The sequence below is a fragment of the Eggerthella lenta DSM 2243 genome (assembly GCF_000024265.1).
GTDB lineage: Bacteria > Actinomycetota > Coriobacteriia > Coriobacteriales > Eggerthellaceae > Eggerthella > Eggerthella lenta.
Window position 1 is genome coordinate 1,537,602 of sequence record NC_013204.1, and the last position, 22,043, is coordinate 1,559,644.

Sequence of the window (22,043 nt, forward strand, 5' to 3'; positions counted from 1 at the left end):
GGTGGGTGCTGCCCGGCGCATCGCGGTGTTCTGCGTTGGCAACAAGCTTATGCTCGACGACGGCGTAGGCCCTGCCGTGTACGAGGAGCTGCTGACGCGATACGATATTCCCGACAATGTGGAGCTGTTCGATTTGGGTTGCCTCTCGCTCAACATGATCGAGCGCGTGCGCGAGTACGACGTTATCATCACGGTGGATGCGGTTGACGGCACCGATGCCGATCCTGGCACGGTGTTTCGCTTCGAGCCCGATGCCATGGCGCGCCATTCGGGAGCAACAGCGTCGCTGCACGATCTCAAGCTGGTCGACCTGTTCGACGCCGCTGCGCTTTTAGGCTACGAAGCCGAGGGCCTGTGCCTGGGAATGCAGGTGGAGAACCCATCGCCTGCCGTGGTCACCGTGGGGCTGACTCCGAAAGTGGATGCGGCGCTGCCCCTGTTGGTCGAGACGGTGGCAGGGGAGCTTGCGCGCCTGGGCTCGCCTTTGCGAGCGCGGGCCTAGATCGATCTGATGCGCTGGAAGACGCGGGACTAAGAGGCCGTCTGCGGCGTGATGAACCGTTCCTCGAAGCTATGCGCCGGAATGGGGCACGAGACGAAGAAACCCTGGATGCTGTCGGCGCCGATGGCGCGCACGGCGTCGAGCTCGGTGGGTTCTTCCACCCCTTCGACCGTCACCTCGATGCCCACGCTATGGCACAGCTCGATGACCGCATCTATGAACGCGCGGTTGAACGCTTCCCGGTGGATGTCCTTGATGAACAGGCGGTCGATCTTCACGATGTCGGCGGGCGACTGGGCCAGTAGGCCAAGCGACGAGTAACCGGTGCCGAAATCGTCCATGGCGATGCGGATGCCGATGGAGCGCAGACGGTCGAACGTGGCGCGCAGCGCGTCCATGTCGGTGACGAAGTAGCTCTCGGTCATCTCCAGCACGATGGACGCCGGGTCGACCCCGGTGCGCTCGACGAGCTGCTCCACGAACGGCACGAAGTCGGCGTCGAGCAGCTGCAGGTAGGAGATGTTCACGTCCATGATGAAGCCGGGATGCGTTTCCGACCAGCGCTTGCACTGTGTGAACGACCGCTCCAGCACCCAGCGGCCCACCTGGCCGATGAGCCCGTACGACTCCAGCACGGGAATGAACTCCACCGGCGAGAGCTGGCCGTGCTCCTCGGAATTCCAACGTAAAAGCGCTTCCGCTCCGGCGATGTCCATGGTTTCCGCGCATACGAGCGGCTGGTAGTACAGCTCGAAGTTCTTCATATCGTCGAGGACGGAAGACTGCATGTAGTCGCTGATCTCCAGGCGGCGAAGTTTCGTCGCGATCGTCGCGGACGAGAAGAACGTGGAAGTGTTCTTGCCGCGCTGTTTGCTCTCTTCCAACGCGTTCTCCGCGTTGCGCAGCAGATCTTGGGCGCTCTGGGCGTCTTGGCCGATCATCGCGATGCCGGCCGACACCATGCAGAAGAAGCTCAAGTCGTCGATGGTGTGTTGGCGGTTCGCAACCACGTGGATGGCGTGGTAGAGCTCTTCCATGGCGGCGCAGCCGGCGCCGTCCATCACGATAGCGAACACGTCGCCATCGAGGCGGAACATGGACGCTCCTTCGGGGATGAGGCGTTGGGTGGACTGGGCGAACATTCTGAGCACGGTGTTTCCGAAAGCGTGGCCGTTCAGCAGGTTGATGCGAGAAAAGTCATCGAGCCCCAACAGCATGACGCCGCCCTGCGATTCGCAGGCGATGAGCCGATCGATGAGGTTCATGCATTCGTCGTGCGTGAACAGCCCGGTGACTGAGTCGATTTTACCCTTGCGCTCCAGACAGGTGACCACGCCGGCGAACATCGTCGGCTGGCCGTTCTCGTCGCGCTTCAGAAGTCCGCGGCACATCACCCAGATACTTTCTCCCAAGGCGTTCTTCACCTGGTATTCGAGATCGTGGCAGTCGGTTTCCCCTGAGAGCATGCTGTCGATCGAATCATCGAAGCGCTTCCGATCGCGTTCGACGATGAGTTCTCTCCAGAGAGGGATGAGGCCGGGAACGAGGCTGTCCGGCAGGTCGAAGTCGTCGCGCATGTTGTCGGAGACGAGCGCGATATCGCGTTGCATGTCGATGATGTACAGGTAGTCGTCCGTGCTGAACGCTATAGCGTCGTAGAACAGTCGCGCGTCGAGCTCGAACGACTTCAGCGCTTCTTTCGTGTCCAAGAAGTGCGCTCCGTTTCAATGATCCGTTGAGCATGCCTTCTGTATTGTAAACGCAATCGGTGCGTTTTCGAGCGTAAATGCTTATCGAAGAGGGGGAGATTTTCATCGATGGGAAAATGTGCCGGATGGCGGCGCAATGACGAAGGCTTCTCGTTTTGTCCACAGTGCGCCGTTGCGACCGCGCACCGGCATAACTTGGGGTAACGTACCGGAGGAAACGATTGACGCGAAGGAGCATCCGCTCATGCACATCCACACCATCAGCGCTTACGAGACTTCGGCAGAAGAGTTCTTCAAGCGCCTCGTCGACTGGAAGGTCGACCTCGTGGTGGACACGAGGCTGAAGAACACGAACCAGCTGGCCGGCTTCACGAAGCGCGACGACCTGGCCTATTTCGTCGAGGAGCTCGTCCATGCCCGTTATGTGCACGACAAGCTGTTCGCCCCGGCGCCCACCATGATGGAGCGCTATATCCACGGCAACATCGGGTGGGACGCCTACGCCGATGCCTACCGCGAGGATATGCGCGAGCGTGAGGCCGTGCCGCAGTTCTTCGACCGTTACGGGGACTGCGAGTCCGTGGCGCTGGTGGGAACCGCCACGCGCTCTCGCCGCTCCCATGTAGAAGTGCTTGCCGAGATGTTGGAGGAGTTCCAGAAGGAGTAGGGAGGCAACTCCCCTGTCGTCCTGATCGAGCGCAAGCATTCGACAGTCCGGTGTACTGTCGAACTCCCGAGCACACGAAGCGAGCGCAGGGAGGCACCGCGAAGCGGGGACGCGAAGGATCCCGTGCGGCGTTAGCTGTTAGCGTTACGGCTGTCGCCACGCGGGATCCTTCGACTACGCGCCTGCGGCGCTCCGCTCAGGATGACAAAGGGAATGAGCGACATCCCTTGAAAAACTAGCGATCGTTAGTTAATATACTAGCAGTCGCTAGTTTTGTAGAGGAGAGACCATGCGGGGGAAGGACACGAAGGAACGCATCGTCGAGGAGGCGTTCGCGCTGTTCGCATCGCGCGGCTTCCATGCGGTGTCGGTGCGCGACATCGCGGCTGCCGTCGGCATCAAGGACGCGTCGCTGTACAATCATTTTTCCGGCAAGCAGGCCATATTCGACGCCATCGTGCGCGATGCGCTGGAGCGGACGCGTCGGTTCTTCGGCGAGCGCAACATCCTGTTCGACGTCTCCGACGACGCGACGCCGTACGAGGAGATGAACGCCGAGCGCATGCACGAGATGGTGCTGCCGTCGTTTCGCTACTTCTTCGAGGATCCGTACATGGTGCGCCTGCGCCATTTGCTGGTGATCAGCCAGTTCGAGAGCGAGGAGGCGGGGCGCGTCTACCGCCTCGTGTTCGTCGAGCAGCCCATGGCGCTGCAGCGCACCATCTTCGAGCACCTCATGGCCACGGGCGAGTTCGTCCGCGACGACGCCGCGCAGATGGCCGTCGAACTGCAGGGCGTCCCGTTCATGCTCATGCATGCGGGTCTGACATGGGAGGAAGCCGAACCGCGGCTCGCCGCCCACGTCGAGCGGTTCGCGCGGGCGCATACGGCGGCGGGGCGGGGCATTCGAGGAGGGGAGCGGGCATGAGCACGGTGGTTGTGTATTCGTCGCAGACGGGGTTCACGAAGCGCTACGCGGAGTGGCTTGCGGAGGAGCTGGGGTGCCAGGTGGTGTCGCTCGGCGACGAGCCGCGGTTCGACGCAAGCGGTTTCGACGTGGTGGTGCTGGGCGGATGGCTTCATGCGGGAGGGCTCGCGGGCAAGAAGTGGCTTGCGCGCGCCCGTGAGAAGCATCTGCAGACGCGGTTCGTCGTGTTCGCAGTGGGCGCGACGCCCGTGGAATGGACCGACATGGTGGAAGAGGCGCTTGCCAAGGAGCTGCCGTCGCCGGAGTTCGATGACGTGGAGCGCTTCTACCTGCGCGGCGGGTTCGCCTACGAGCGCCTGGGCTTGCCGGACAAGCTGGCCATGAAGCTGTTCTTCAAGATGCAGGAGAAGAACGCCGCCGCCGACCCGCGCGCCGCCGAGATGCTCGAGGGCATGCGCGGCGGCTTTGACGGCACCGACCGCGCCGCCATCGCGCCGGTCGCGGCGCGCGTCCGCGCGCTTGACGCCGCCGCGGTGTCGGCGGGAAGCGCGGAGCGCGCATGAACGCGGCGCGCCGCATCGTGCGTGTCATCTGCGTGTTCAACGGGGTGTGCGCGGTGGTGTGCGGCGGCTTCATGATGGCGGGCGCTGCGGGCATCCTGCCGCCCGCGTTCGGCGAGCTCTTCGGCTTCTTCGACCTCATGGTGCCCTTGATTCAGCGGATGCCGCTGCCTGCGTATATGACGGCCGATCTGTTCTGGCCGGGGCTTGCCCTTGCGCTCGTGAACGGGGTGGCAAACCTCGTGGCCGCTGTGCTGTTCGCGCGCAGCGATGGGCGCGCGCGTTCGTGGGCGCTGCTGGCCGGCGCGCTGCTCATCGTCTGGTGCGTGTTCGAGCTCGTGTACCTGCCGAATCCGGTCTCGGTGATCTACCTGGTGATCGGCCTCGTGCAGACGGCATGCGCGGTGGTGATGCGTCCCGCGCGCTAGCGGCGCGCGGGTTCGTGCCGCATGAGGCCGTGGGCCGTGCAGTACGTGTAGAGCTTCGCGCCGGCGAGGCGGGGCAGGCGCGCTTCGGCGCCCTGCTCGGGGTAGAGTTTTTCGACGGCCATGCGGTCGAAGCCCACGACGGCGACGAAGCCGAGGTGGTGCTGCTTGTTCATCTCGTGGTCGAAGGTGACGTACCAGTCGTCCTCGATCGGCTCGACGTGCACGGCGTGCGCCTCGTCGGCTGGCAAGGCGACGAGCGGGGGCAGCTTCCTGCCGCAGCAGGACACTTCGGCGTCGCCGGTGGTGACGATCACGTTGTCGCAGGCGGGGCAGACGCGGAATGCGGCGCGTTTCATGGTTCCTCCCGTTCGGACATCGACGGCCAGGCGGCCGTCGAGCAGCGTTTCCACGGGAGTTCCCAAGCGTTCGGACAGGCCGGGCAAAAGCTCGATGTCGGGACAGCCGCCTCCGCGCTCCCATTTGGACACGGCCTTGTCGGTGACGCCGAGCGCGTCGGCGAGCTGGCGCTGGGTGAGCCCGCGCTCCTCGCGAAGCGCGCGGATGAGCGTGCCGGTGTTTCTGGCGTCCATGGCGATCCTCCCTGGTTTTTTCGGACGGCGTCTACGATACGCGCGCGCCGCGGCCGGCGCAATGAACGCTCCGTAGAGTCGCGTCTCCCGGCGTAGCGGAGGCGGCGGACAAGCCCGTCAGCGCCGGAGCGCCTCGGCTCGCTTCACGCGTTCGACGAGCACGTCTTTCACGTTCTCGCGCGGAACGGCCAGCGACACCGCAAGCTCGTCGCACAGCAGGCCTTCTGCCAGGTCGAAGTACTTCTTGTCCGTGGCGGTGATGCGGCGGCCCGAATCGACGCGCCGGACGGTGCGCTCGTGGACGGACTTCATGATGGGAACCAGATCCTCGGGCGCGAACGTTCTGAGGCGCTTGTCGTATTCTTCCTTCATGCGGCGCTCCAACAGGGTGGGCGTGGGCGCGTCGGGCTTGAGGGCATTCTCGTCGATGGTGTCGGCATCCACGATGGAATCGATCAGGGCGAGTGCCGCGCGCTTCGACATGATGGGACGCAGGTTGTCGGGCGTGGCCTCGTCGACGGCAACGAACAGCTTGAGCGAGTTCTCGAACAGCGCGCGCAGCTCGAGGTAGTCCTTTCCTTCGAAGTAGTTCTCGCGCAGGGCGGCAACTTCGCAGACATGATGACGGTAGACGACCGTATCTCCGCATGCGTACATGGCAACCTCCGATGATGGGTGGGAGCGGTAGGTGCGGTTCAGTCGCGTCGCGGTGACGTCGCAGAATCAGCACTTCGATTGTACCACTTCGCGGGAAGCGTGCGCGCATCCCGCTTCGGCGAGCGGCGGAGCCTGACTCCGTCCAGTTACGGGTAGCGGCTGACGCGCTGTCGCTTGGAACAGACGATTCTGCGGGAAAAGCGTCCGCTTCGGGCGACAGCGCGCTCCCGCGGGCCACGGCCTCTGCAGGAGCGCGGCAAAGCCTGCGCGCTACGCGAACAGCTCGGCCGCCTTCTCCATGCGCTCGGCTATCGGCACGCCGAAGGGGCAGCGCGGCTCGCAGGCGGCGCAGGCCGTGCAGTCGTCGGCGGCCGCGTCGAGCGCGCGGTAGTGCTCGCGGATCGAGGCGGGCACCTCGCTTTGCATGACAGCCAGGTCGTAGAACTTGTTGACGGCGGCGATATCGATGCCGGCCGTGCAGGGCGCGCAGTGGCCGCAGTAGGTGCACTGGCCGAAGTAGGCGTGTTTCGGCGCTCCCGCCAACACGCTCGCGTAGTCCTTCTGCGCTTCGGTCGCCGTTTCGTAGGCCACGGCGTCGTCGACGTGCGCCGGCTCGTCGAAGCCCGCCAGGATGCTAGCCGCGGCGGGGCGGGTGAGCGCGTAATGGATGCACTGCACGGGCGTCATCGCCGCGCCGAACGGAGACGCCTCGGCGCTGAACAGACGCCCGCCGGCATACCCCTTCATCACCGTAAGGCCCACGCCCTCGCGTTCGCACAGCGCGTACAGCTCGGCGCGGGTGGGATCCATGCCTTCGAGCGCGTCGTCGTAGGCGAAGGTGAATGCGTCGTCGAGGCTGGCCGTGGCCGGCAGGAGGTCGAAGGCGGGGTTCACGCTGAACATGACGGCTTCGATCTCGCCGGACAGCGCGGCTCGCTTCGCCACCTCGGGCGCGTGGGTGGACAGCCCGATGTGCCCGATGACGTCGGCGGCTTTGAGCGCGCGCACGTATTCGATGAACTCCCCGGCCATGATGCCCTCGTACTCGTTGATGTCGTCGACGTAGTGGATCATGCCCAGCTCCACGTGGTCGGTGCCGAGGCGCGCGAGCAGGTCCTCGAACGCGGGACGCACGAGATTCATGTCGCGCGTGCGCACGTACTGGCCGTCTTGCCAGGTGGAGCCGATGTGGCCCTGGATGATCCAGCGGTCGCGCGTGCCGGCCAACGCAGCTCCGAGGTTGCTGCGCACCTCGGGTCCCGCCATCCAGCAGTCGAGGATGTTGATGCCCGCTTCCTCGCAGCGCTCGACCACGGCGCGCACCTCGGCGGCCGATTTCTTCTCCATCCATTCAGCTCCGAAGCCGATCTCGCTGATTTCGAGCCCCGTCCTGCCCAGTTCGCGGTAGCGCATACAAACCCCTCTCGCGATAGTCCTTCGCGTTCGCATGCAGCACGCTTCCGTACTGCTTCTTGGAGCGAACTCTAATCCAAGTTTTTTCTTCTTACGCCTTTCCGCAGCTGGGGCAGAGGTCGCACAGGAAGCACGTCGCGCACTTCGGGTTGCGGGCGATGCACGTTTCGCGGCCGAACAGCACCCATTGATGGTTGATGGGACCCCAGTATTCGCGCGGGTACAGCTTGAGCAGGGCGGCCTCGGTCTTCGCTGGCGTGTCGGCCGAGGGGCCGGCGAACTTCAACCGATGCGCGATGCGGAACACGTGCGTGTCCACCGCGATGCCCTCCACGATGCCGAACGCCTCGTTGAGCACGACGTTCGCCGTCTTGCGCCCCACGCCCGGCAGCTTCTGCAGCTCGTCTATGTCGCGCGGGATCTCGCCGCCGTAGTCGGCCACTACCATCTGAGCGCACTTGATGACGTTCGCCGCCTTCGTATGGAAGAAGCCGATGGTGCGGATGATGCCTTCAACGTCGCGGACATCGGCCGCTGCGAGGTCCGCGGGCGTGGGGTAGCGCTCCCACAGCGCGGGCGTGACCTTGTTCACGCCTTTGTCGGTGGTTTGGGCGCTCAGCAGTACGGCGATGGTCAAGCGGAACGGATCGTCCCAGTAGTGCAGCGCGCACTCGGCGGCGGGGTAATGCTCGTTCATGCGCTCCGCCACCGCAAGGGCGCGCTGGCGTTTGGCGGTCATGGTCTCGCGTGGCATAGGATCTCCTCGGGATGCGGTTTTAGCGAAACTCCTCCCAGTATAATGAAGTTCTTCGTCCGTGTCCCGCTTTCGAGGACGGCGAACGGCGGATGCGCGCCGCGATTGCCGTTCGCCGTCCGATTGCTGGTACCGCTCTTGCCGTCGGTGTCGTGGGGCTAGCCCTCGTGCACGATGCGGCCGTCGGAGATCGTGTAGCGCACGGTGCTGTCGGAGATCTTCTTCGGGTCGCAGGTCAGGATGTTCTGGTCGAGCACCGCGAGGTCGGCCTTCTTCCCGACCTCGATGGTTCCCACGAGGTCCTCCATGAAGTTCTCGAACGCGACGTTCTTCGTGTAGGCTTCCAGGGCCTGGTACGGCGTGATGGCCTGCTCGGGCCAGCGATGCATATCGGTGTCCTCTTCGCCGGGATAGGGGCTGTTGCGCGTGACGGCGACCTCGATCTCCTCCAGGGGCGCGAACGGGGTGACCGGGCCGTCGCTGGCACCGCTCACGATGCAGCCGGCTTCCAGCATGTTCTTGACCGGGTACATGGCCATCGCGCGCTCTTCTCCGATGTAGGCGATCTCGAGCTCGCACAGCGGGTCGCGGTACATCCACAGGAACTGCAGCGCGCTGATGACCTCGAGGTCGGCGATCCTCTTGATGTCCTCGTCGGCTACGGCGCACACATGGGTCATGGTGTAGCGGCGGTCGGCGCGCTCGCCGTTCTCCTTGATCGCGTTCTCGAAGGCGTTCAGCGTGTTGCGGACGGCACCGTCGCCGATGGCGTGGACGTGCACCTGCACGCCCGCCTTGTCGAGGGCGGCCACCATGGCGTCGAACTCCTGCTGATCCCATTCGGATTCGCCGTACCAGTCCGACCCCTTGCCGGCGGCTTCGTTGTACGGTTCCAGCATGACGGCGCTGCCGCCTTCGGTGACGCCGTCGGAGAACATCTTCGCGGTGCCGGTGGATATCATCTCGCTGTCGTAGCGTGCCAGTCCCTTGACTGTTTTGACCGCTTCGCTCGGATCGGTGCCGGGGATGATGGTGGGCAGGATCCTCATGCGCAGGTTGAGCTCGCCGGCCTTTTCCAGTTCGGAGAAGAAGCGCGCGTCCACGGCGGAGAGGTTCGTGATGCCGGTCAGGCCGAAGCGCGACGCGTCCTCCTGGTACTTTGCGATGGCCTGCTCGTACTCTTCGTCGGTGTGCTCGGACACGACGAGGGCGGACACTTCGGTGGCGGCGCCGTCGATGAGATATCCGGTGGGCTCGCCGTCCTCGTCCCTCGTGATGATGCCGCCGAGCGGGTCGGGCGTGTCGCGCGTGATGTTCGCCATCTCGAGCGCCTTGCTGTTGACCCAGGCGGAGTGATGCGAGACGTCCAAAAGCAGGATGGGCTTGTCGGGGCAGATCTCGTCGAGCAGCTTCTTGTTCGGCCCGGGGTTGCTGCCGTCCTCCAGCTGGAACGCGTTCACCATGAACGGGTTGCCCGTGTACGCCTCGCGCTCGGGATGCGCCGCGACGAAGTCGGAGATGATCTTCACGTACTCGTCGACGGTGGTCGCGTCGCCGAGGTATATGTCGTAGAGCTTGGTGACCCAGTCTCCCGGGGCGTGGATGTGACCGTCCATGAAGCCGGGTACCACCATGCCGCCCTCGAGGTCGATCACCTTCGTGCCGCTTCCCACGAAGGCTTCGAGCCCCGCTTCGTCGCCGACGTAGACGATCTCGTTGCCGTCGACGGCCAAGGCTTCGGCGACGTCGTTCTCGGACGTCATGGTTTGGATCGTGCCGCCGCGAAACGCGAGGGTGGCCGTTTTCTGCTGGGCGCCGGCGCCTCCCTCCGCCTCGTCCGTTTGCGCTTCGCCGTTTTCGCTTCCGCAGCCCGAAAGCGCCGGCAAGATGAAGAGCGTGGCCGCTCCTGTCGCGCCGATTTTGACGAACTTCCTACGGGACAACGTGTTCGATGGTTGGTTCGTATCCATGGCGTGCTGCTCCCTTCCTCGTGCGGCGGGTCGTGTCGACCGCGTTCCAGCCGCTTCCTGATGCAGGTATACAGGCGGATTCGCCCTGTCCGGAAGTCCTATTTGCGTTTATACGAGGCGAACGGCTCCTATACCCGAAATAACCCCGGGTTGGTATTGCGCTTCGAGCGGCGGAGCCGTACCCTGGCGAGGAGCTTAGGGGAGTCTTCGCCAGCGCGAATGACGGAGGGTGGTTCCGATGACGTATCCGGTATTCCTGTACAACATGCTCCTTGCGGCGACGTACGTCGTTCTCGCGGTCGTGTTCTTCTGGCTGCACCGTTCGCGGTCCAGCCGTCTGGCGTGGTGGCTCATGATCCTGTTCGCCTGCTCGTTCGTGGACAACGGAACCTATTTCATGAAAGAAGTGTTCACGGCGCTAGGCCATCCCGATCCTCTGTTCGCGACGTTCTACCAGGCTGCGGAAGCCCTGTTCATAGCCTGCTACCCCTTCATCATCCGCATGATCAGCGGTTGCTTTTACGATGATATGCCGTCGAAGCGATCGATGGTCGTGCTCGGCGCGGCTTGCGCCGTCGCGACGGCGCTCGGCGTCGCCGCGCCCGTCGTGCCTTACTCGGTGTTCGGCACGGTGTACCCCCTTCTGTACGCGTGGGTGTTCCTGCGGCTGATTCCCAAGATGGACGGCGTTTGGCCGAAGGCGGTGGTCGTCTCGCTGGTGGTGCTGCACGTGATCGACGCGACGTGCCGTGTGCTGGGGGTGGAGGCCGTCCTGTTCTGGGAGAACCGCGACCTTCTGGTGGAAACGTGCTGGGCGATCTACGTCGGATGCGCCGTCTATATCGCGTGGACGCTGCTGCACACGGTGGAGCAGCCGTACCTGCCGAACGTCGACATGTCGTTCCGGCGTTTCCTCGACGCTTACGGTCTGAGCGGCCGCGAGGGAGAGATCGTGAAGCTGCTCATGGAGGGCGAGACGAACCAGGGCATCTGCAACAAGCTGTACATCGCGGCGGGCACGGTGAAGGCGCACAACCACAGCATTTACAAGAAGCTGGGGATAGAGAACCGCTCGCAGGTTTTGCTCAAGTACACCGATTATCTGGAGCGTAGCGCCCAGGAAGCGCGATTGTTCTGCTGAGCGCTGGCGGTTCCCCGTCCCCTTGTGGTTTCTCCTTCATGGTGCGCTGTCGGGCGTCGCGCGAGAGCTTATCGGATGGTAGAATCGGCAGCGCCGTCCGCGCGTGCGCGCAGACGGCGACCAGAAACCTTGCATGAAGCCGCCGATCGCGGCTTTTCGTGCTGTTCGCATACGGAAGAGGACGCGCCATGCTCATCGATTCATTGACGTTCACCCTGGAGAAATCGGGCTGCCTCGACGCGTTCTGGGGCAAGCTGGACGCGGGCGAGGACGGCACGCTGGGCGTGGCCTCGTCGGCGCGCCCGTTCCTCGTGGCGGCGCGGTTCGCGCACAGGCCCCAGCCGACGCTCGTCGTGGTGGCGGGCGAGGACGCGGCCGTGGCGTTCTCGCGCAGCCTGGCGGCCTACCTGGGCGACGAGCGCGTCATGCGCTTCCCCGAGCGCAGCGACTACCCCTTCGTGCCGAAGCCCAGCGACCCTGCGCAGGTGGCACGGCGCATGGAGGCCGTGCACGCGCTGGCCAGCGGCCGCGAGGTCGTGGTGGTAGCCAGCGCCCGCGCGCTCGTGCGCGCGCTGCCGCCGGCGGGCTCCGACGTGCACGTGCCGGTGGCGCTTTCGGCGGGCCGCGAGCTGGCGGCCATGCCCGGCGCTCAGGCGGCGAGCGTCACCGAGTTCGAGGATTTTGCCCATGCGCTGGAGGAGCGCGGCTACCGGAACACCGGCGAGCTGGACGGCCCCGGCACCTTCGCCGTGCGCGGCGGCACGATCGACGTGTTCCCCGGCAACCTCGTGTACCCGGTGCGGCTGGACTTCTTCGGCGACGAGCTGGAGGAGATCCGCCGCATCGTGCCCACCACCGGGCAGACCATCCAGGCGCTGCCGGACGTGAGCATCTACCCCGTGGTGGAGTTCTCGTGCTCCAAGCGGGGGCTCGCCCGCGCGCGCCAGAAGCTGGAGCGGCCGGCCGCGACGAACCCCGTGCTGCGCGACGTGCTGGAGAAGCTGGACGGCGGCCTGCGCTTCGACGGTTCCGACATGCTGCTGCCGTACCTGTACGCGACCACGTCCACGTTGGGCGATTACGTGCGCCCCGGCGCGCTGAGCGTGCTTTTGGAGCCGCGCTCGCTGTTCGACGACATGAGCCACGCCTACGACGACGCGGCGGGACGCGCGAAGGGATCGAGCATCCCCGTGGACGGGCTGTACGCCGAGCCCGGGGCCGTGAGCTTCGGCGAGGGGCAGCGCGCAACCTACGTGTCCATCATGCGCGTGGGCGGGCACGTGGACGACGAGCTGCCGGTGAAGCGCGTGGAGGTGGCGGGGCATCCCGACAAGCTGTTCGGTCGGCTGCGCAGCCTCGTGGACACCGACTACACGGTGGTGTTCAGCGCGTCGAACTTCCGTGCGCGCCAGGACATGAAGCTGGCGTTCGTCGACCACGGTCTGCCGATCCAAGAGACGCTGGACGCGGAAGAGGACGCCGACGAACTGGAAGGTATCGCCAAGCGCCGTCTGCGGCGGGGCGTGGTTAACGTGGTGGACGTGGACGTCCCCCTGGGCATGATCATCCCGAAGGCGAAGCTGGCCATCGTCAGCCTGTCGGACACGCAGGGGGCGTCCACGTCGCGGCCGTCGCGCCACGTGGACATCACCGAGATCACCTTCCCGTACCAGCCGGGCGACTACGTGGTGCACGCCGCTCACGGCGTGGCCTACTTCAAGGAGCTGGTCCGCCGCGACGTGGACGGCACCGCGCGCGACTACCTGCTGCTGGAGTACTCCGAGGGCGACAAGCTGTACGTGCCGGTGGAGCAGCTCGACCGCGTGACGCGCTACGTGGGGCCGGAGGGCGCGAGCCCGCGCCTTACGCGCCTGAACACGGCCGATTGGTCGCGAGCGCTGGCCAAGGCGCGCAAGGCCACGAAGAAGCTGGCGTTCGACCTGGTGGACGTGTACGCGCGCCGCGCGTCCGTGCAAGGCTACCGCTTCGGGCCCGACACCGCGGCCCAACGCGAGATGGAGGAGGCGTTCCCCTACCAGGAGACGCCCGACCAGCTGGCCGCCATCGCGGACGTGAAGGCCGACATGCAGTCGGCGAAGCCCATGGACCGCCTCGTCTGCGGCGACGTGGGCTTCGGCAAGACCGAGGTGGCCCTGCGCGCCGCGTTCAAGGCGACGCAGGACTCCAAGCAGGTGATGGTGCTGTGCCCCACCACCATCCTCGCGCAGCAGCACTACACCAACTTCAAGGAGCGCTGCGAGCCGTTCGGCGTGCGCGTGGAGGTGCTCTCGCGCTTCCGCACGCCCGCGCAGCAGGCCGCCGCCCTCAAGGGCTTCCAGGAAGGTGACGTGGACGTGCTGGTGGGCACGCACCGTTTGCTGTCGCGCGATGTGAACCCGCACGACCTGGGGCTGGTCATCATCGACGAGGAGCAGCGCTTCGGCGTGGGCCACAAGGAGCAGATGAAGAACCTGCGCGAGTCCATCGACGTGCTCACGCTGTCGGCCACGCCCATCCCTCGCACCATGCAGATGTCGCTGTCGGGCGTGCGCGACATGAGCCTCATCCTCACGCCGCCCGACGAGCGCCGTCCCGTGGAAGTGCACGTGGGCGAGTGGGATCCCGACGTGGTGAGCGGCGCTATCAGGCGCGAGCTGGCGCGCGGCGGCCAGGTGTACTACGTGTCGAACCGCGTGCGCTCCATGGAGGAGGCGGTGCGGCGCGTCACCGCGGCCGCGGGCGAGGCGCGCGTGGGCGTGGCGCACGGGCAGATGTCGAAGGAGCAGCTGGAGCGCGTGATGGAGGACTTCAGCGCCGGCGAGCTGGACGTGCTGGTGGCCACCACCATCATCGAGAGCGGCATCGACAACCCGCACACGAACACGCTCATCATCGAGGACTCGCAGCGCTACGGATTGGCGCAGATGTACCAGCTGAAGGGCCGCGTGGGCCGTTCGTGCACGCAGGCGTACGCCTACTTCATGTTCCCCGAGCACATGGAGCTCACCGAGGAGGCGGCCGCGCGCCTGACCGCGCTGAACGAGCATACCGATCTCGGCAGCGGCATGCGCATCGCCATGCGTGACCTGGAGATCCGCGGCGCGGGCAGCCTGCTGGGCGCCGAGCAGTCGGGCAACATGTCCGCAGTGGGCTTCGACCTGTTCGCGCAGATGCTGAACCAGGCCGTGAGCGCCACGCGCGAAGGCGACCTCAAGGCCATGGACGCGCTGCCGCCCGCGCTCAGCGATATCACGGTGAACGTGCCGGGGCACACCTACCTGCCCGAAGAGTACGTGCCGGACGCCGACGAACGCGTGCTGTGGTATCGCAGGATAGCCTCGGCCGCCACCGAGCAGGCCGTGGAGGACGTGCGTGCCGACTTGGCCGACAAGCGCCCCGACATGCCGCAGGCGGCGAAGAACCTGTTGGAGAAGGCGCGCATCAAGGCCTACGCCAACGAGCACCATATCAAGACCGTGTCGGTGACGGCGGGCAAGCTGGTGGTGGAGCCCATCGACGTGCCCCGCGACAAGATGACGGGTCTGCGCCGTGCTGGCGGCCGCTACCTGGCCGACAAGCGCAAGCTGTCGCTGCCGCTGCGCTACTTCAAGCTGGACGAAGGCGACAACCTCCTGGCCCCCGTAGCCGAGTTCCTGGAGGAGCTGGCGAAATGAGGGAAGGGATCGCTGAGGGCGCGGCGGTGTTTCGGCGGCGGCATCTGCGGGGCGTGCTGTGCGCGCTCACGGGCGCGGGGCTGTGGGGGTTCTCGGGCGCGTGCGCCCAGTTCCTGCTGGCGAACTACGACATAACGCCCTCGTTCATCACGGCCGTGCGCATGCTGGGCGCCGGGGCGGTGTTCCTCCTGGTGCTGCTCGTGCGCAACCGCGCGCAGCTTGCGGCTATGCTGGGCGACCGGCGCACGCTCGGTCAGCTGGCCGTGTTCGGCGGCGTGGGGCTGTTCCTGTGCCAGATCACGTACACCATCGTGATCGGCTACACGAACGCGGGCACCGCAACCGTGCTGCAAACCACCGGCATCGCCTTCGTCATGCTGTTCACCTGCGTGCTCACTCGACGGATGCCGCGGGGGCGCGAGGTGACTGGGCTTGCGGCCGCCGTCATCGCCACCTGGCTCATCGCCACGCAGGGTGACCCCAGCGCGCTGTACCTGCCGCTCATGGGCCTGGCGTGGGGTATCGCGAACGGGCTGTCGGTGGCGTTCTACATCATGTACCCGAAGAAGCTGTTCGCCCGTTGGGGAAGCTTCGCGGTCACGGGCATCGGCATGTTCATCGGCGGTATCGTGGCCGCAGCGGTGTACTTCAGCGGCGTGGCGCTTGGCGAGCCGCTCGCGCTGCCGGCGCTCGATGCTGCAGGCGCGGCCGTGTTCGCAGCGTTCGTGCTAGTGGGCACGTTCGCGGCGTTCGCGCTGTACCTACACGGCGTGTCGGTGGTGGGGTCGGTGCAGGGAAGCCTGCTGGGCGCTGTCGAGCCGGTCAGCGCCACGCTGTTCGCCACGCTGTGGCTAGGCACCGCGTTCACCGGCGCCGACCTGGCGGGGTGCGCCCTCATGATCGCGATGATTTTCCTGGTGACAGGGGAGAAGCCGAACGTCCGGCAAGACGGCGCGCAGGCGGTTGAAGAGAGTCACTCGGCGAAGTCGTAGTGCTTTCGGTAGTACACGTACGAGGCGACGATGCTCGCGCCGGCTGCCGCCAAGAGGATGGCCACCATGGCGGGCATGACCAAGTTCATGGGCAGTGCGAGCCCGGCTACGACGGTCAGCACGCCCGAGGCGATCATCGCGTACCCGCCGAAACGCTGCGATTTGCGCCACACCTCGTCGTTGCTCAGGCTCCAGGGCGTGCGAAGGCCGAAGGCTTCGTTTCGATCGGATTTCGGCATGATGTTGCCGCAGATGACGAAGGCGATGCCCGCGACGAGGGCGGCGCCTCTTCCCACGTTGAGGTCGAGTGCTGCGAACGGCGAGCCGCTGCTGGAGAGCCCGTCCGCGAACACGAACAGCGAGAACACCGCCATCAGGGCCAAGAGCACGACATCGGCCTTCAAGAGCTTGTCGCCGTCGTGCGCGTCGCTTCGTTTCGCGATGAACGGAAGCCCCAGGCCGAACGCGAGCGCCAGCGCGGGAAACCATAGATGCTCGTACTTGCTTCCGATGCGGTCCGCCTCGCCGCTCGCGCCGAAATGCACGGCGACCTGGTCGGGCGCGAGCACGAGAAACGCCGCGTCCACGACGAGGTTGAGGACGATCAGAGCGTAGATAACCTTACGGATGTTCTTCATTCTGCCTGCTCCTTCAAATTCGCGATCCAAAGCAGCGTCTCTTCCAGCACGGACGCCTTCAACTCGTAGAAGATGTACTTGCCCTCGCGGTAGTCGCGCACGAGGCCGGCGTTCTTGAGCACCGAGAGGTGCCGGGACACGGCGGGTGCGGAGATGTCGAACAGGTCGGCGATGTCGCCGGCCGGCATGCGTCCGTGCTTGAGGTGCTCGAGGATATCCCTCCTCACCGGGTCGGACAGCGCTTTCAACGTCTCCTGGATGCCCATCGTCCTTCTCCGCAATATTTAACAATATGGTTAAATATAACGCTTTGCAGCTGGAAGGGCAAGCGGGGAGCGGGGCGTGTCGGTTGCTGGGCTCAAAACGGCGCCCATGACAGTTTCGAAGCGCATCTCCTTGGCGTTGCGTCATCTGGTATGAGCAAAGCCCCAGATGGCGAAAAACCAGCGTACCTCTTCTTCGGTCAAACCGGCCCTCGTAGTGTCATGGGAGTCGATTTGCGTCCAAACCTCGAGATGCTCTCGGTAGCCGACGCACGCTTTCCAATCGGATTTCACATCGGCGCAATGGCTCGCGGCACGCCGGCGAAGGGCGCCACGCGTTTCGCGACCGTCTTCGTTTTGTGCGCGTTCGCCTGGACGACATTTTCTCGGACGCCGTCTTTGCTACGATGATCGGGATCGATCGGGCCGGATTCGATGCTGCGCGAATTTGCGCCGCTTTTGCTCTATCGGCCCGGGATACGACGAGGAAGGATGCGCGATGGGTTTGTTCATGACGCTTGAGGGGCTGACGGAGGAGGACGCCGTGCGGCTCGCGAGCGAAGAGGCCGTGCCGGCGGATCGCCTGCGGGTGTTCGACCTGCACTGCGACACGCTCGACCGGCTGGCGTTCCACGGCGACGCGTCGGTGCCGGGCGGCTTCGCCGCGCACGACGCGCGCATTCCCGCGCACCGCATGGCCACGCTCGCCGACAACGATGCCCATGTCTCGCTTGCGCGCACGGGAGGGTTCGCCTGGTGCCAGTGCTTTGCGGCGTTCATCCCCGACGAGGTGCGCGGCGACGAGGCCTGGACGCTGTTCCGGCGCGTGCAGTCCGTGCTGGAGCGCGAGCTGGAACGCTGCGGCGATAAGCTGGCGCAAGCGCGCACGATAGCCGAAGCCGACGCCGCTCTCGCCGCGGGCAAAACTGCAGCCGTGTTCACCGTGGAAGGCGCATCGTTTCTGGAGGACGACGGCGCAGCCGAGGGTCGCCTTGACGCGCTGGCCGACGCGGGCGTGCGCATGGTGACGCTCACCTGGAACGGACCGAACGCGCTGGGCAGCGGCAACGACACGAGCCACGGGCTGACCGGCTTCGGCCGCTCATGCGTGGGCGAGCTGGAGCGCCGCGGCATCATCGTTGACGTATCCCATCTCAACGACGCGGGGTTCAAGGATGTGTGCGCAACGGCGAGGCGCCCTTTCGCCGCCTCGCACTCGAACGCGCGCGCCGTGTGCGGGCATCCGCGCAACCTGGCCGACTGGCAGCTGCGCGAGCTGGCCGATTGCGGCGGCATCGCGGGGCTCAACTTCTGCACGCAGTTCCTGACCGATCGCCTGGCCGATCCGACGCGCGACGACGTGTTGCGTCACGTCGACCATGTGTTGGAGACGGCGGGCGAGGACGTGCTGGCGTTGGGCAGCGACTACGATGGCTGCGACGTGCCCAGCTGGCTGGAACCGTGCGACCGCATCGGCGCGCTGCACGAGCTGCTGGCTTGCGAGTTCGGCCGCGACATCGCCGACAAGGTGTTCTTCCGGAACGCGCGCGATTTCTTCGAGCGGGTCGAGTCCGTATAGCGGCCCCTGTCATCCTGAGCGTAGGCGCGCAGCGCCGAAGTCGAAGGATCCCGTGCGGCGATAGCTGGAAGTCTCACGGTTGGCGCCGCGCGCGATCCTTCGACTGCGCTCCCTGCGGTCGCTCCGCTCAGGATGACAGGCCGTTGCGCTTCGCTCGCCTAGAAAAGCCGGCAGCCTACGACTGCGAGCGCATGATGGTTTCGTGAACCCTCTTTACGAGTCTGATATCGTACTTATACTTTCTCGAGTACGAAATCAGACTCGTTAAGGAGCGAAGCGAGACATGGATACGCGCAACGACCGTGCGAATCGGAAATACAACAACCTGTTCAGGCTCGAGAACGAGCTGTACCACGACATAGCCGTGAAGATGGGACTGTCCGACAGCGCTTTCGGTATCCTGTACTGGCTCGACGATTTGGGCGACGGCTGTCTGCAGCGGGACGTGTGCGTGGCGTCGGGCCTGACCAAGCAGACGGTGAACTCGTCGGTGCATAAGCTCGAGCGCACGGGCTTCGTGGAGCTTCGGGTGGAGCAGGGGCGCGGCACGCACCTGCACCTTACCGAGGCTGGTCGCGCGTTGGTGGAGGAGCGCGTCCGGCCGGTGGCGGAAGCCGAGACGGCCGCGTTCGTTGCGATGGGCTCGCGAGACAGCGAAGAGCTGCTGCGGCTGACCCATCTGCATCTTGAGCTCCTGCGCGAGCAGGTGGAAGCTCTGCCGTACCCGGACGGACGGTGATCGTCGTGGCCATCAAGCTATCCGACCATTTCACCTACGGGCGCCTCGTGCGCTTCGCACTGCCCTCCATCGCCATGATGATATTCACGTCCATCTACAGCGTGGTGGACGGCCTGTTCGTGTCGAATTTCGCCGGCAAGGAGGCGCTGGCGGCCGTGAACCTCGTGTTCCCGCTGGCCATGGCGCTGGGCTCCATCGGATTCATGCTGGGCACGGGCGGCGCCGCCCTGGTGGCGAAGACGATGGGCGAAGGCGATGCCGAGCGGGCGAACCGCCTGTTCTCGTTCATAACGATCGCGGCGGCGGTGGCGGGCGCCGTCTTGATCGCGGTAGGCGCCGCAGCGCTCGAGCCGGTGCTGCTCCTTTTGGGCGCTCAAGGCAGTCTTTTAGAGCAAGGCCTTCTGTACGGGCGCATCCTGCTGGTGGCGTTGCCCCTGTTCATCGTGCAGAACGTGTTCCTGAGCTTCTTCATCGCGGCGGAGAAGCCGCAGGTGGGCTTCGCGGTGACGGTCGCAGCGGGTGTGACGAACATCGTGCTGGACTACCTGTTCATCGCCGTTTTGGGCTGGGGGATAGCGGGCGCCGCGGTTGCGACCGCGGCGGGCCAGGCGCTTGCCGCAGCGGTATCGGTCGCGTTCTTCGCGCGCAGCAAGACGAGCCGCCTTCGCTTCATGCGCCCGGCGGTGGACTTCCGCGCGCTGGGGACGGCCTGCGTCAACGGTTCGTCGGAGCTGATGACCGAGGTGGCCGCGTCGGTGGTGAGCATGCTGTACAACTACCAGCTCATGATGCTGGCCGGCGCCGACGGCGTGGCGGCGTACGGCGTGATCATGTACGTGAACTTCATCTTCACGGCGGTGTTCTTCGGCTTCTCCATGGGAACAGGGCCGGTGGTGAGCTATCACTACGGCGCGCAGAACCGGACCGAGCTCAAAGGGCTGTTCCGCAAGAGCTTCATACTGGTGGGAACCACAGGCGCCGCGATGTTCGCCGCCTCGCAGCTGCTGGCGGCGCCGCTGGTGAGCGTGTTCGTGGGCTACGATCCGGAGCTCGCCGCCATGACGCTGCACGGGTTCCGCATCTACGCGGTGGCGTTCCTCGTGTGTGGGTTCAACATATACGGCTCGGCGTTCTTCACGGCGCTCAACAACGGCAAGGTATCGGCGCTCATCAGCTTCATGCGCACGCTCGTGTTCGAAACGTCCACGGTCATGCTGCTGCCCATCGTGTGGGGCATCGACGGGGTGTGGAGCGCCATCATCGTGGCGGAGGCGTGCGCGCTCGTGCTGACGATGTTCTTCCTGGTGTACCTGCGCAAACCCTACGGCTACGCGTAGGGTTTGCCTGTCCGTCCCCCTATCTCGCGGAAGCGCGAGGAGCCGCGGCTAGCGATAGCAGGTGGCGGTCATCTTCGCGATCTGCTTGCCGAGGTCGTCCTCGACCGTGACGGTGTAGAATCCCAGATGGCGGCCCGGCTTGTCGCAGACGGCCGTGGCGGTGAGCGCCGCGCCCTGCGTGGAGCGGAAGAAGCTGATGGAAGAGTCCACCGACACGGTGGGCTCTTCGCCGATGTTGCAGCATATCGCCAGCGCGAAGTCGGCCAGCGTGAAGATGGCCCCGCCCATGACGTTGCCCATCGCGTTGCGGTGCACGTCGGCCAGCTCCATCGAGCATACGGCGCGCCCGCGCTCGCCCGACACGACGCGGCAGCCCGCCGCCTCGGTGGCGAAGCGATCGTTCGCGAACACGGCCTCGATCTCCTCGAGCGTGGGATCGTCGGAAAGCATCGCGCGCCTCCTATTCCGCCGGCGTGGCGACGGCGGCGAACAGCTCCAGCCATTCGCCGTCCTTCACCGTGACCGTCTGGGTGCCGCCTTTCAGGACGTACTTCGTGTCGATGATGGTATCGCCGTCGAAGTTGAGGCTGTTCATGACGTAGGCCGCACTGTCCTGGTCGGCAACGGCCGCCGCCTCGTCCTGCACCGTGATGGCGTAGGCGCCCGCCGGGATGTCGGTGCCCACATGGTACAGCCCGCTCTTGTAAGGCGCTTCGGGTTTGAAGTTGGCCTGGTCGGCCGGGTACATGCGGTCGTCGCCCGCGCCCATGAACACGACAAGGTCGCCTTCCTCGAGGTCTGCGAAATAGTTGCCGAAATACGTGAAAACCGATTTCACGTCGTAGCCGCCCGACGAACCGTTGCTCGCGAACACGGTGAAGTAGCCTTCCTCGTCCATGCTGCCCTCGAAGAAGTAGCGGCCCGCTTCGATGTCCTGGCCTGCGCCCACGCGGTACACGCCCGAGGAGCACTTACCGTCCGCGATTTCGCTCGGCAGGTCGCCGGCGGCTTCCTTGATGGCCTCGTAGGTGTGGTACCCCGAGCCGTTCGAGTTGCCGCCGGAGCTGCCGTCGAAACCGTCGAAGGGGAAGCTGTAGCCGTAATCATCGAAGAGGTAGGAACCTCCGTATTCGTACGGGCTGCCGTAGCGGTCGTCCAGCATGACGGCGCACGATACGCAGCCCACGCAGCCGCCGATGCCCAGCAGGAGCACGAGCAGGCAGCCCGAGAGCACCCATGGCCACGCCCGCCTCTTCGGCTGCGCGGGCTCGGCGGGGTACGGCGGCTGCGCGGGCTGGCCATACGGAGGATGGGGCATGCCGTAGGGGGGCTGTTGAGGTTGCGGCTGCTGAGGAGCGTACGCATTCCCCGGCAGCGGAGGGGGCACGGGAGCGCCGCCCGTCGGGGCAGCGGGCGGGTTCTGCCGGCCGTCGAGGCCGCCGGGCTCGTTCCGGTCGTCGCGTTCGTCGGCGGGTTGCTCGGGTGCGGTCATGCGATGCTCC

The 22,043-nt window shown here is 65.6% G+C and carries 21 protein-coding genes; 11 read left to right on the top strand and 10 right to left on the bottom strand.

Annotation, left to right across the window (positions count from 1 at the left end):
• Position 1 precedes the first annotated feature (1 nt).
• Entirely contained in the window at positions 2-502 is a 501-nt protein-coding gene (locus ELEN_RS06395) for a hydrogenase maturation protease (protein WP_009304594.1), read from the top strand.
• A 29-nt stretch (positions 503-531) separates the two neighbouring features.
• Here ELEN_RS06395 and ELEN_RS06400 read toward each other — a convergent pair whose 3' ends face one another.
• Entirely contained in the window at positions 532-2,211 is a 1,680-nt protein-coding gene (locus ELEN_RS06400; RefSeq protein ID WP_015760499.1) for a putative bifunctional diguanylate cyclase/phosphodiesterase, read from the bottom strand.
• 244 nt (positions 2,212-2,455) lie between these two features.
• On the opposite strand from ELEN_RS06400, the gene ELEN_RS06405 reads away from it, so the two are divergent.
• From ELEN_RS06405 to ELEN_RS06420, 4 genes are all read left to right on the top strand, one after another.
• Positions 2,456-2,878, top strand: coding sequence for a DUF488 domain-containing protein (locus tag ELEN_RS06405; RefSeq protein ID WP_009304592.1), 423 nt, complete (start codon positions 2,456-2,458; stop codon positions 2,876-2,878).
• A 289-nt stretch (positions 2,879-3,167) separates the two neighbouring features.
• The gene (locus ELEN_RS06410; protein WP_009304591.1) at positions 3,168-3,806 is read left to right on the top strand and encodes a TetR/AcrR family transcriptional regulator; all 639 of its coding nucleotides are present in this window, start codon (positions 3,168-3,170) and stop codon (positions 3,804-3,806) included.
• A complete protein-coding gene (locus ELEN_RS06415; RefSeq protein ID WP_015760500.1) occupies positions 3,803-4,369 on the top strand; it encodes a flavodoxin domain-containing protein in 567 nt (188 codons plus the stop codon). The genes ELEN_RS06410 and ELEN_RS06415 overlap by 4 nt, the downstream gene beginning before the upstream one ends.
• The gene (locus tag ELEN_RS06420; protein WP_009608308.1) at positions 4,366-4,794 is read left to right on the top strand and encodes a hypothetical protein; all 429 of its coding nucleotides are present in this window, start codon (positions 4,366-4,368) and stop codon (positions 4,792-4,794) included. Before ELEN_RS06415 ends, ELEN_RS06420 begins: the two co-directional genes overlap by 4 nt.
• Here ELEN_RS06420 and ELEN_RS06425 read toward each other — a convergent pair.
• The 5 genes from ELEN_RS06425 to ELEN_RS06445 form a co-directional block, all read right to left on the bottom strand.
• Positions 4,791-5,384, bottom strand: a complete 594-nt coding sequence (locus ELEN_RS06425) for a helix-turn-helix domain-containing protein (protein ID WP_015760501.1) — start codon at positions 5,382-5,384, stop codon at positions 4,791-4,793. The two genes, ELEN_RS06420 and ELEN_RS06425, sit on opposite strands and share 4 nt — an antisense overlap.
• A gap of 117 nt (positions 5,385-5,501) precedes the next feature.
• Positions 5,502-6,041, bottom strand: a complete 540-nt coding sequence (locus ELEN_RS06430) for a CarD family transcriptional regulator (protein ID WP_009304587.1) — start codon at positions 6,039-6,041, stop codon at positions 5,502-5,504.
• Positions 6,042-6,311: 270 nt separating this feature from the next.
• Positions 6,312-7,454, bottom strand: a complete 1,143-nt coding sequence (locus tag ELEN_RS06435) for an aldo/keto reductase (RefSeq protein ID WP_009304586.1) — start codon at positions 7,452-7,454, stop codon at positions 6,312-6,314.
• Between the two features lie 91 nt (positions 7,455-7,545).
• On the bottom strand, positions 7,546-8,208 hold the full coding sequence (nth, locus tag ELEN_RS06440; protein ID WP_015760502.1) for an endonuclease III: 663 nt from the start codon (positions 8,206-8,208) through the stop codon (positions 7,546-7,548).
• Between the two features lie 158 nt (positions 8,209-8,366).
• Positions 8,367-10,178 carry an amidohydrolase gene (locus tag ELEN_RS06445; RefSeq protein ID WP_009608343.1) on the bottom strand — a complete coding sequence of 604 codons (1,812 nt, stop codon included), beginning with the start codon at positions 10,176-10,178 and terminating at the stop codon, positions 8,367-8,369.
• A gap of 238 nt (positions 10,179-10,416) precedes the next feature.
• On the opposite strand from ELEN_RS06445, the gene ELEN_RS06450 reads away from it, so the two are divergent.
• From ELEN_RS06450 to ELEN_RS06460, 3 genes are all read left to right on the top strand, one after another.
• Positions 10,417-11,319 carry a helix-turn-helix domain-containing protein gene (locus ELEN_RS06450; RefSeq protein WP_009608299.1) on the top strand — a complete coding sequence of 301 codons (903 nt, stop codon included), beginning with the start codon at positions 10,417-10,419 and terminating at the stop codon, positions 11,317-11,319.
• A gap of 188 nt (positions 11,320-11,507) precedes the next feature.
• Positions 11,508-14,993, top strand: a complete 3,486-nt coding sequence (mfd, locus tag ELEN_RS06455) for a transcription-repair coupling factor (protein ID WP_015760503.1) — start codon at positions 11,508-11,510, stop codon at positions 14,991-14,993.
• The gene (locus ELEN_RS06460; protein WP_009304581.1) at positions 14,990-15,985 is read left to right on the top strand and encodes a DMT family transporter; all 996 of its coding nucleotides are present in this window, start codon (positions 14,990-14,992) and stop codon (positions 15,983-15,985) included. The genes mfd and ELEN_RS06460 overlap by 4 nt, the downstream gene beginning before the upstream one ends.
• Here the strand turns inward: ELEN_RS06460 and ELEN_RS06465 are convergent.
• The gene (locus tag ELEN_RS06465; RefSeq protein ID WP_009304580.1) at positions 15,967-16,623 is read right to left on the bottom strand and encodes an SdpI family protein; all 657 of its coding nucleotides are present in this window, start codon (positions 16,621-16,623) and stop codon (positions 15,967-15,969) included. The genes ELEN_RS06460 and ELEN_RS06465 overlap by 19 nt on opposite strands.
• Positions 16,620-16,889 carry an autorepressor SdpR family transcription factor gene (locus ELEN_RS06470; protein WP_009304579.1) on the bottom strand — a complete coding sequence of 90 codons (270 nt, stop codon included), beginning with the start codon at positions 16,887-16,889 and terminating at the stop codon, positions 16,620-16,622. The genes ELEN_RS06465 and ELEN_RS06470 overlap by 4 nt, the downstream gene beginning before the upstream one ends.
• A 496-nt stretch (positions 16,890-17,385) precedes the next feature.
• Between ELEN_RS06470 and ELEN_RS06475 the strand changes: the two genes are divergently transcribed.
• The 3 genes from ELEN_RS06475 to ELEN_RS06485 all read left to right on the top strand — a co-directional run bounded on the left by ELEN_RS06475 (position 17,386) and on the right by ELEN_RS06485 (position 20,541).
• A complete protein-coding gene (locus ELEN_RS06475) occupies positions 17,386-18,465 on the top strand; it encodes a dipeptidase (protein WP_009304578.1) in 1,080 nt (359 codons plus the stop codon).
• Positions 18,466-18,748: 283 nt separating this feature from the next.
• Positions 18,749-19,204 carry a MarR family winged helix-turn-helix transcriptional regulator gene (locus ELEN_RS06480; protein WP_009304577.1) on the top strand — a complete coding sequence of 152 codons (456 nt, stop codon included), beginning with the start codon at positions 18,749-18,751 and terminating at the stop codon, positions 19,202-19,204.
• A 5-nt stretch (positions 19,205-19,209) separates the two neighbouring features.
• Complete coding sequence (locus ELEN_RS06485) at positions 19,210-20,541, top strand: MATE family efflux transporter (protein WP_231566102.1); 1,332 nt, start codon at positions 19,210-19,212, stop codon at positions 20,539-20,541.
• Positions 20,542-20,589: 48 nt separating this feature from the next.
• Here ELEN_RS06485 and ELEN_RS06490 read toward each other — a convergent pair whose 3' ends face one another.
• Entirely contained in the window at positions 20,590-20,991 is a 402-nt protein-coding gene (locus tag ELEN_RS06490; RefSeq protein ID WP_015760506.1) for a PaaI family thioesterase, read from the bottom strand.
• 10 nt (positions 20,992-21,001) lie between these two features.
• Positions 21,002-22,033: a hypothetical protein gene (locus ELEN_RS06495; RefSeq protein ID WP_015760507.1), complete on the bottom strand. Its 1,032-nt coding sequence runs from the start codon at positions 22,031-22,033 to the stop codon at positions 21,002-21,004.
• Positions 22,034-22,043: the final 10 nt, after the last annotated feature.

Coding starts and splice junctions, on each gene's coding strand:
- ELEN_RS06490 (WP_015760506.1), bottom strand. CDS start 20,991: ATGCTTTCCGACGATCCCACGCTCGAGGAGATCGAGGCCGTGTTCGCG.
- ELEN_RS06480 (WP_009304577.1), top strand. CDS start 18,749: ATGGATACGCGCAACGACCGTGCGAATCGGAAATACAACAACCTGTTC.
- ELEN_RS06410 (WP_009304591.1), top strand. CDS start 3,168: ATGCGGGGGAAGGACACGAAGGAACGCATCGTCGAGGAGGCGTTCGCG.
- ELEN_RS06435 (WP_009304586.1), bottom strand. CDS start 7,454: ATGCGCTACCGCGAACTGGGCAGGACGGGGCTCGAAATCAGCGAGATC.
- ELEN_RS06450 (WP_009608299.1), top strand. CDS start 10,417: ATGACGTATCCGGTATTCCTGTACAACATGCTCCTTGCGGCGACGTAC.
- ELEN_RS06405 (WP_009304592.1), top strand. CDS start 2,456: ATGCACATCCACACCATCAGCGCTTACGAGACTTCGGCAGAAGAGTTC.
- ELEN_RS06415 (WP_015760500.1), top strand. CDS start 3,803: ATGAGCACGGTGGTTGTGTATTCGTCGCAGACGGGGTTCACGAAGCGC.
- ELEN_RS06470 (WP_009304579.1), bottom strand. CDS start 16,889: ATGGGCATCCAGGAGACGTTGAAAGCGCTGTCCGACCCGGTGAGGAGG.
- nth (WP_015760502.1), bottom strand. CDS start 8,208: ATGCCACGCGAGACCATGACCGCCAAACGCCAGCGCGCCCTTGCGGTG.
- ELEN_RS06475 (WP_009304578.1), top strand. CDS start 17,386: ATGGGTTTGTTCATGACGCTTGAGGGGCTGACGGAGGAGGACGCCGTG.
- ELEN_RS06495 (WP_015760507.1), bottom strand. CDS start 22,033: ATGACCGCACCCGAGCAACCCGCCGACGAACGCGACGACCGGAACGAG.
- ELEN_RS06445 (WP_009608343.1), bottom strand. CDS start 10,178: ATGGATACGAACCAACCATCGAACACGTTGTCCCGTAGGAAGTTCGTC.
- ELEN_RS06425 (WP_015760501.1), bottom strand. CDS start 5,384: ATGGACGCCAGAAACACCGGCACGCTCATCCGCGCGCTTCGCGAGGAG.
- ELEN_RS06460 (WP_009304581.1), top strand. CDS start 14,990: ATGAGGGAAGGGATCGCTGAGGGCGCGGCGGTGTTTCGGCGGCGGCAT.
- ELEN_RS06465 (WP_009304580.1), bottom strand. CDS start 16,623: ATGAAGAACATCCGTAAGGTTATCTACGCTCTGATCGTCCTCAACCTC.
- ELEN_RS06430 (WP_009304587.1), bottom strand. CDS start 6,041: ATGTACGCATGCGGAGATACGGTCGTCTACCGTCATCATGTCTGCGAA.
- ELEN_RS06420 (WP_009608308.1), top strand. CDS start 4,366: ATGAACGCGGCGCGCCGCATCGTGCGTGTCATCTGCGTGTTCAACGGG.
- mfd (WP_015760503.1), top strand. CDS start 11,508: ATGCTCATCGATTCATTGACGTTCACCCTGGAGAAATCGGGCTGCCTC.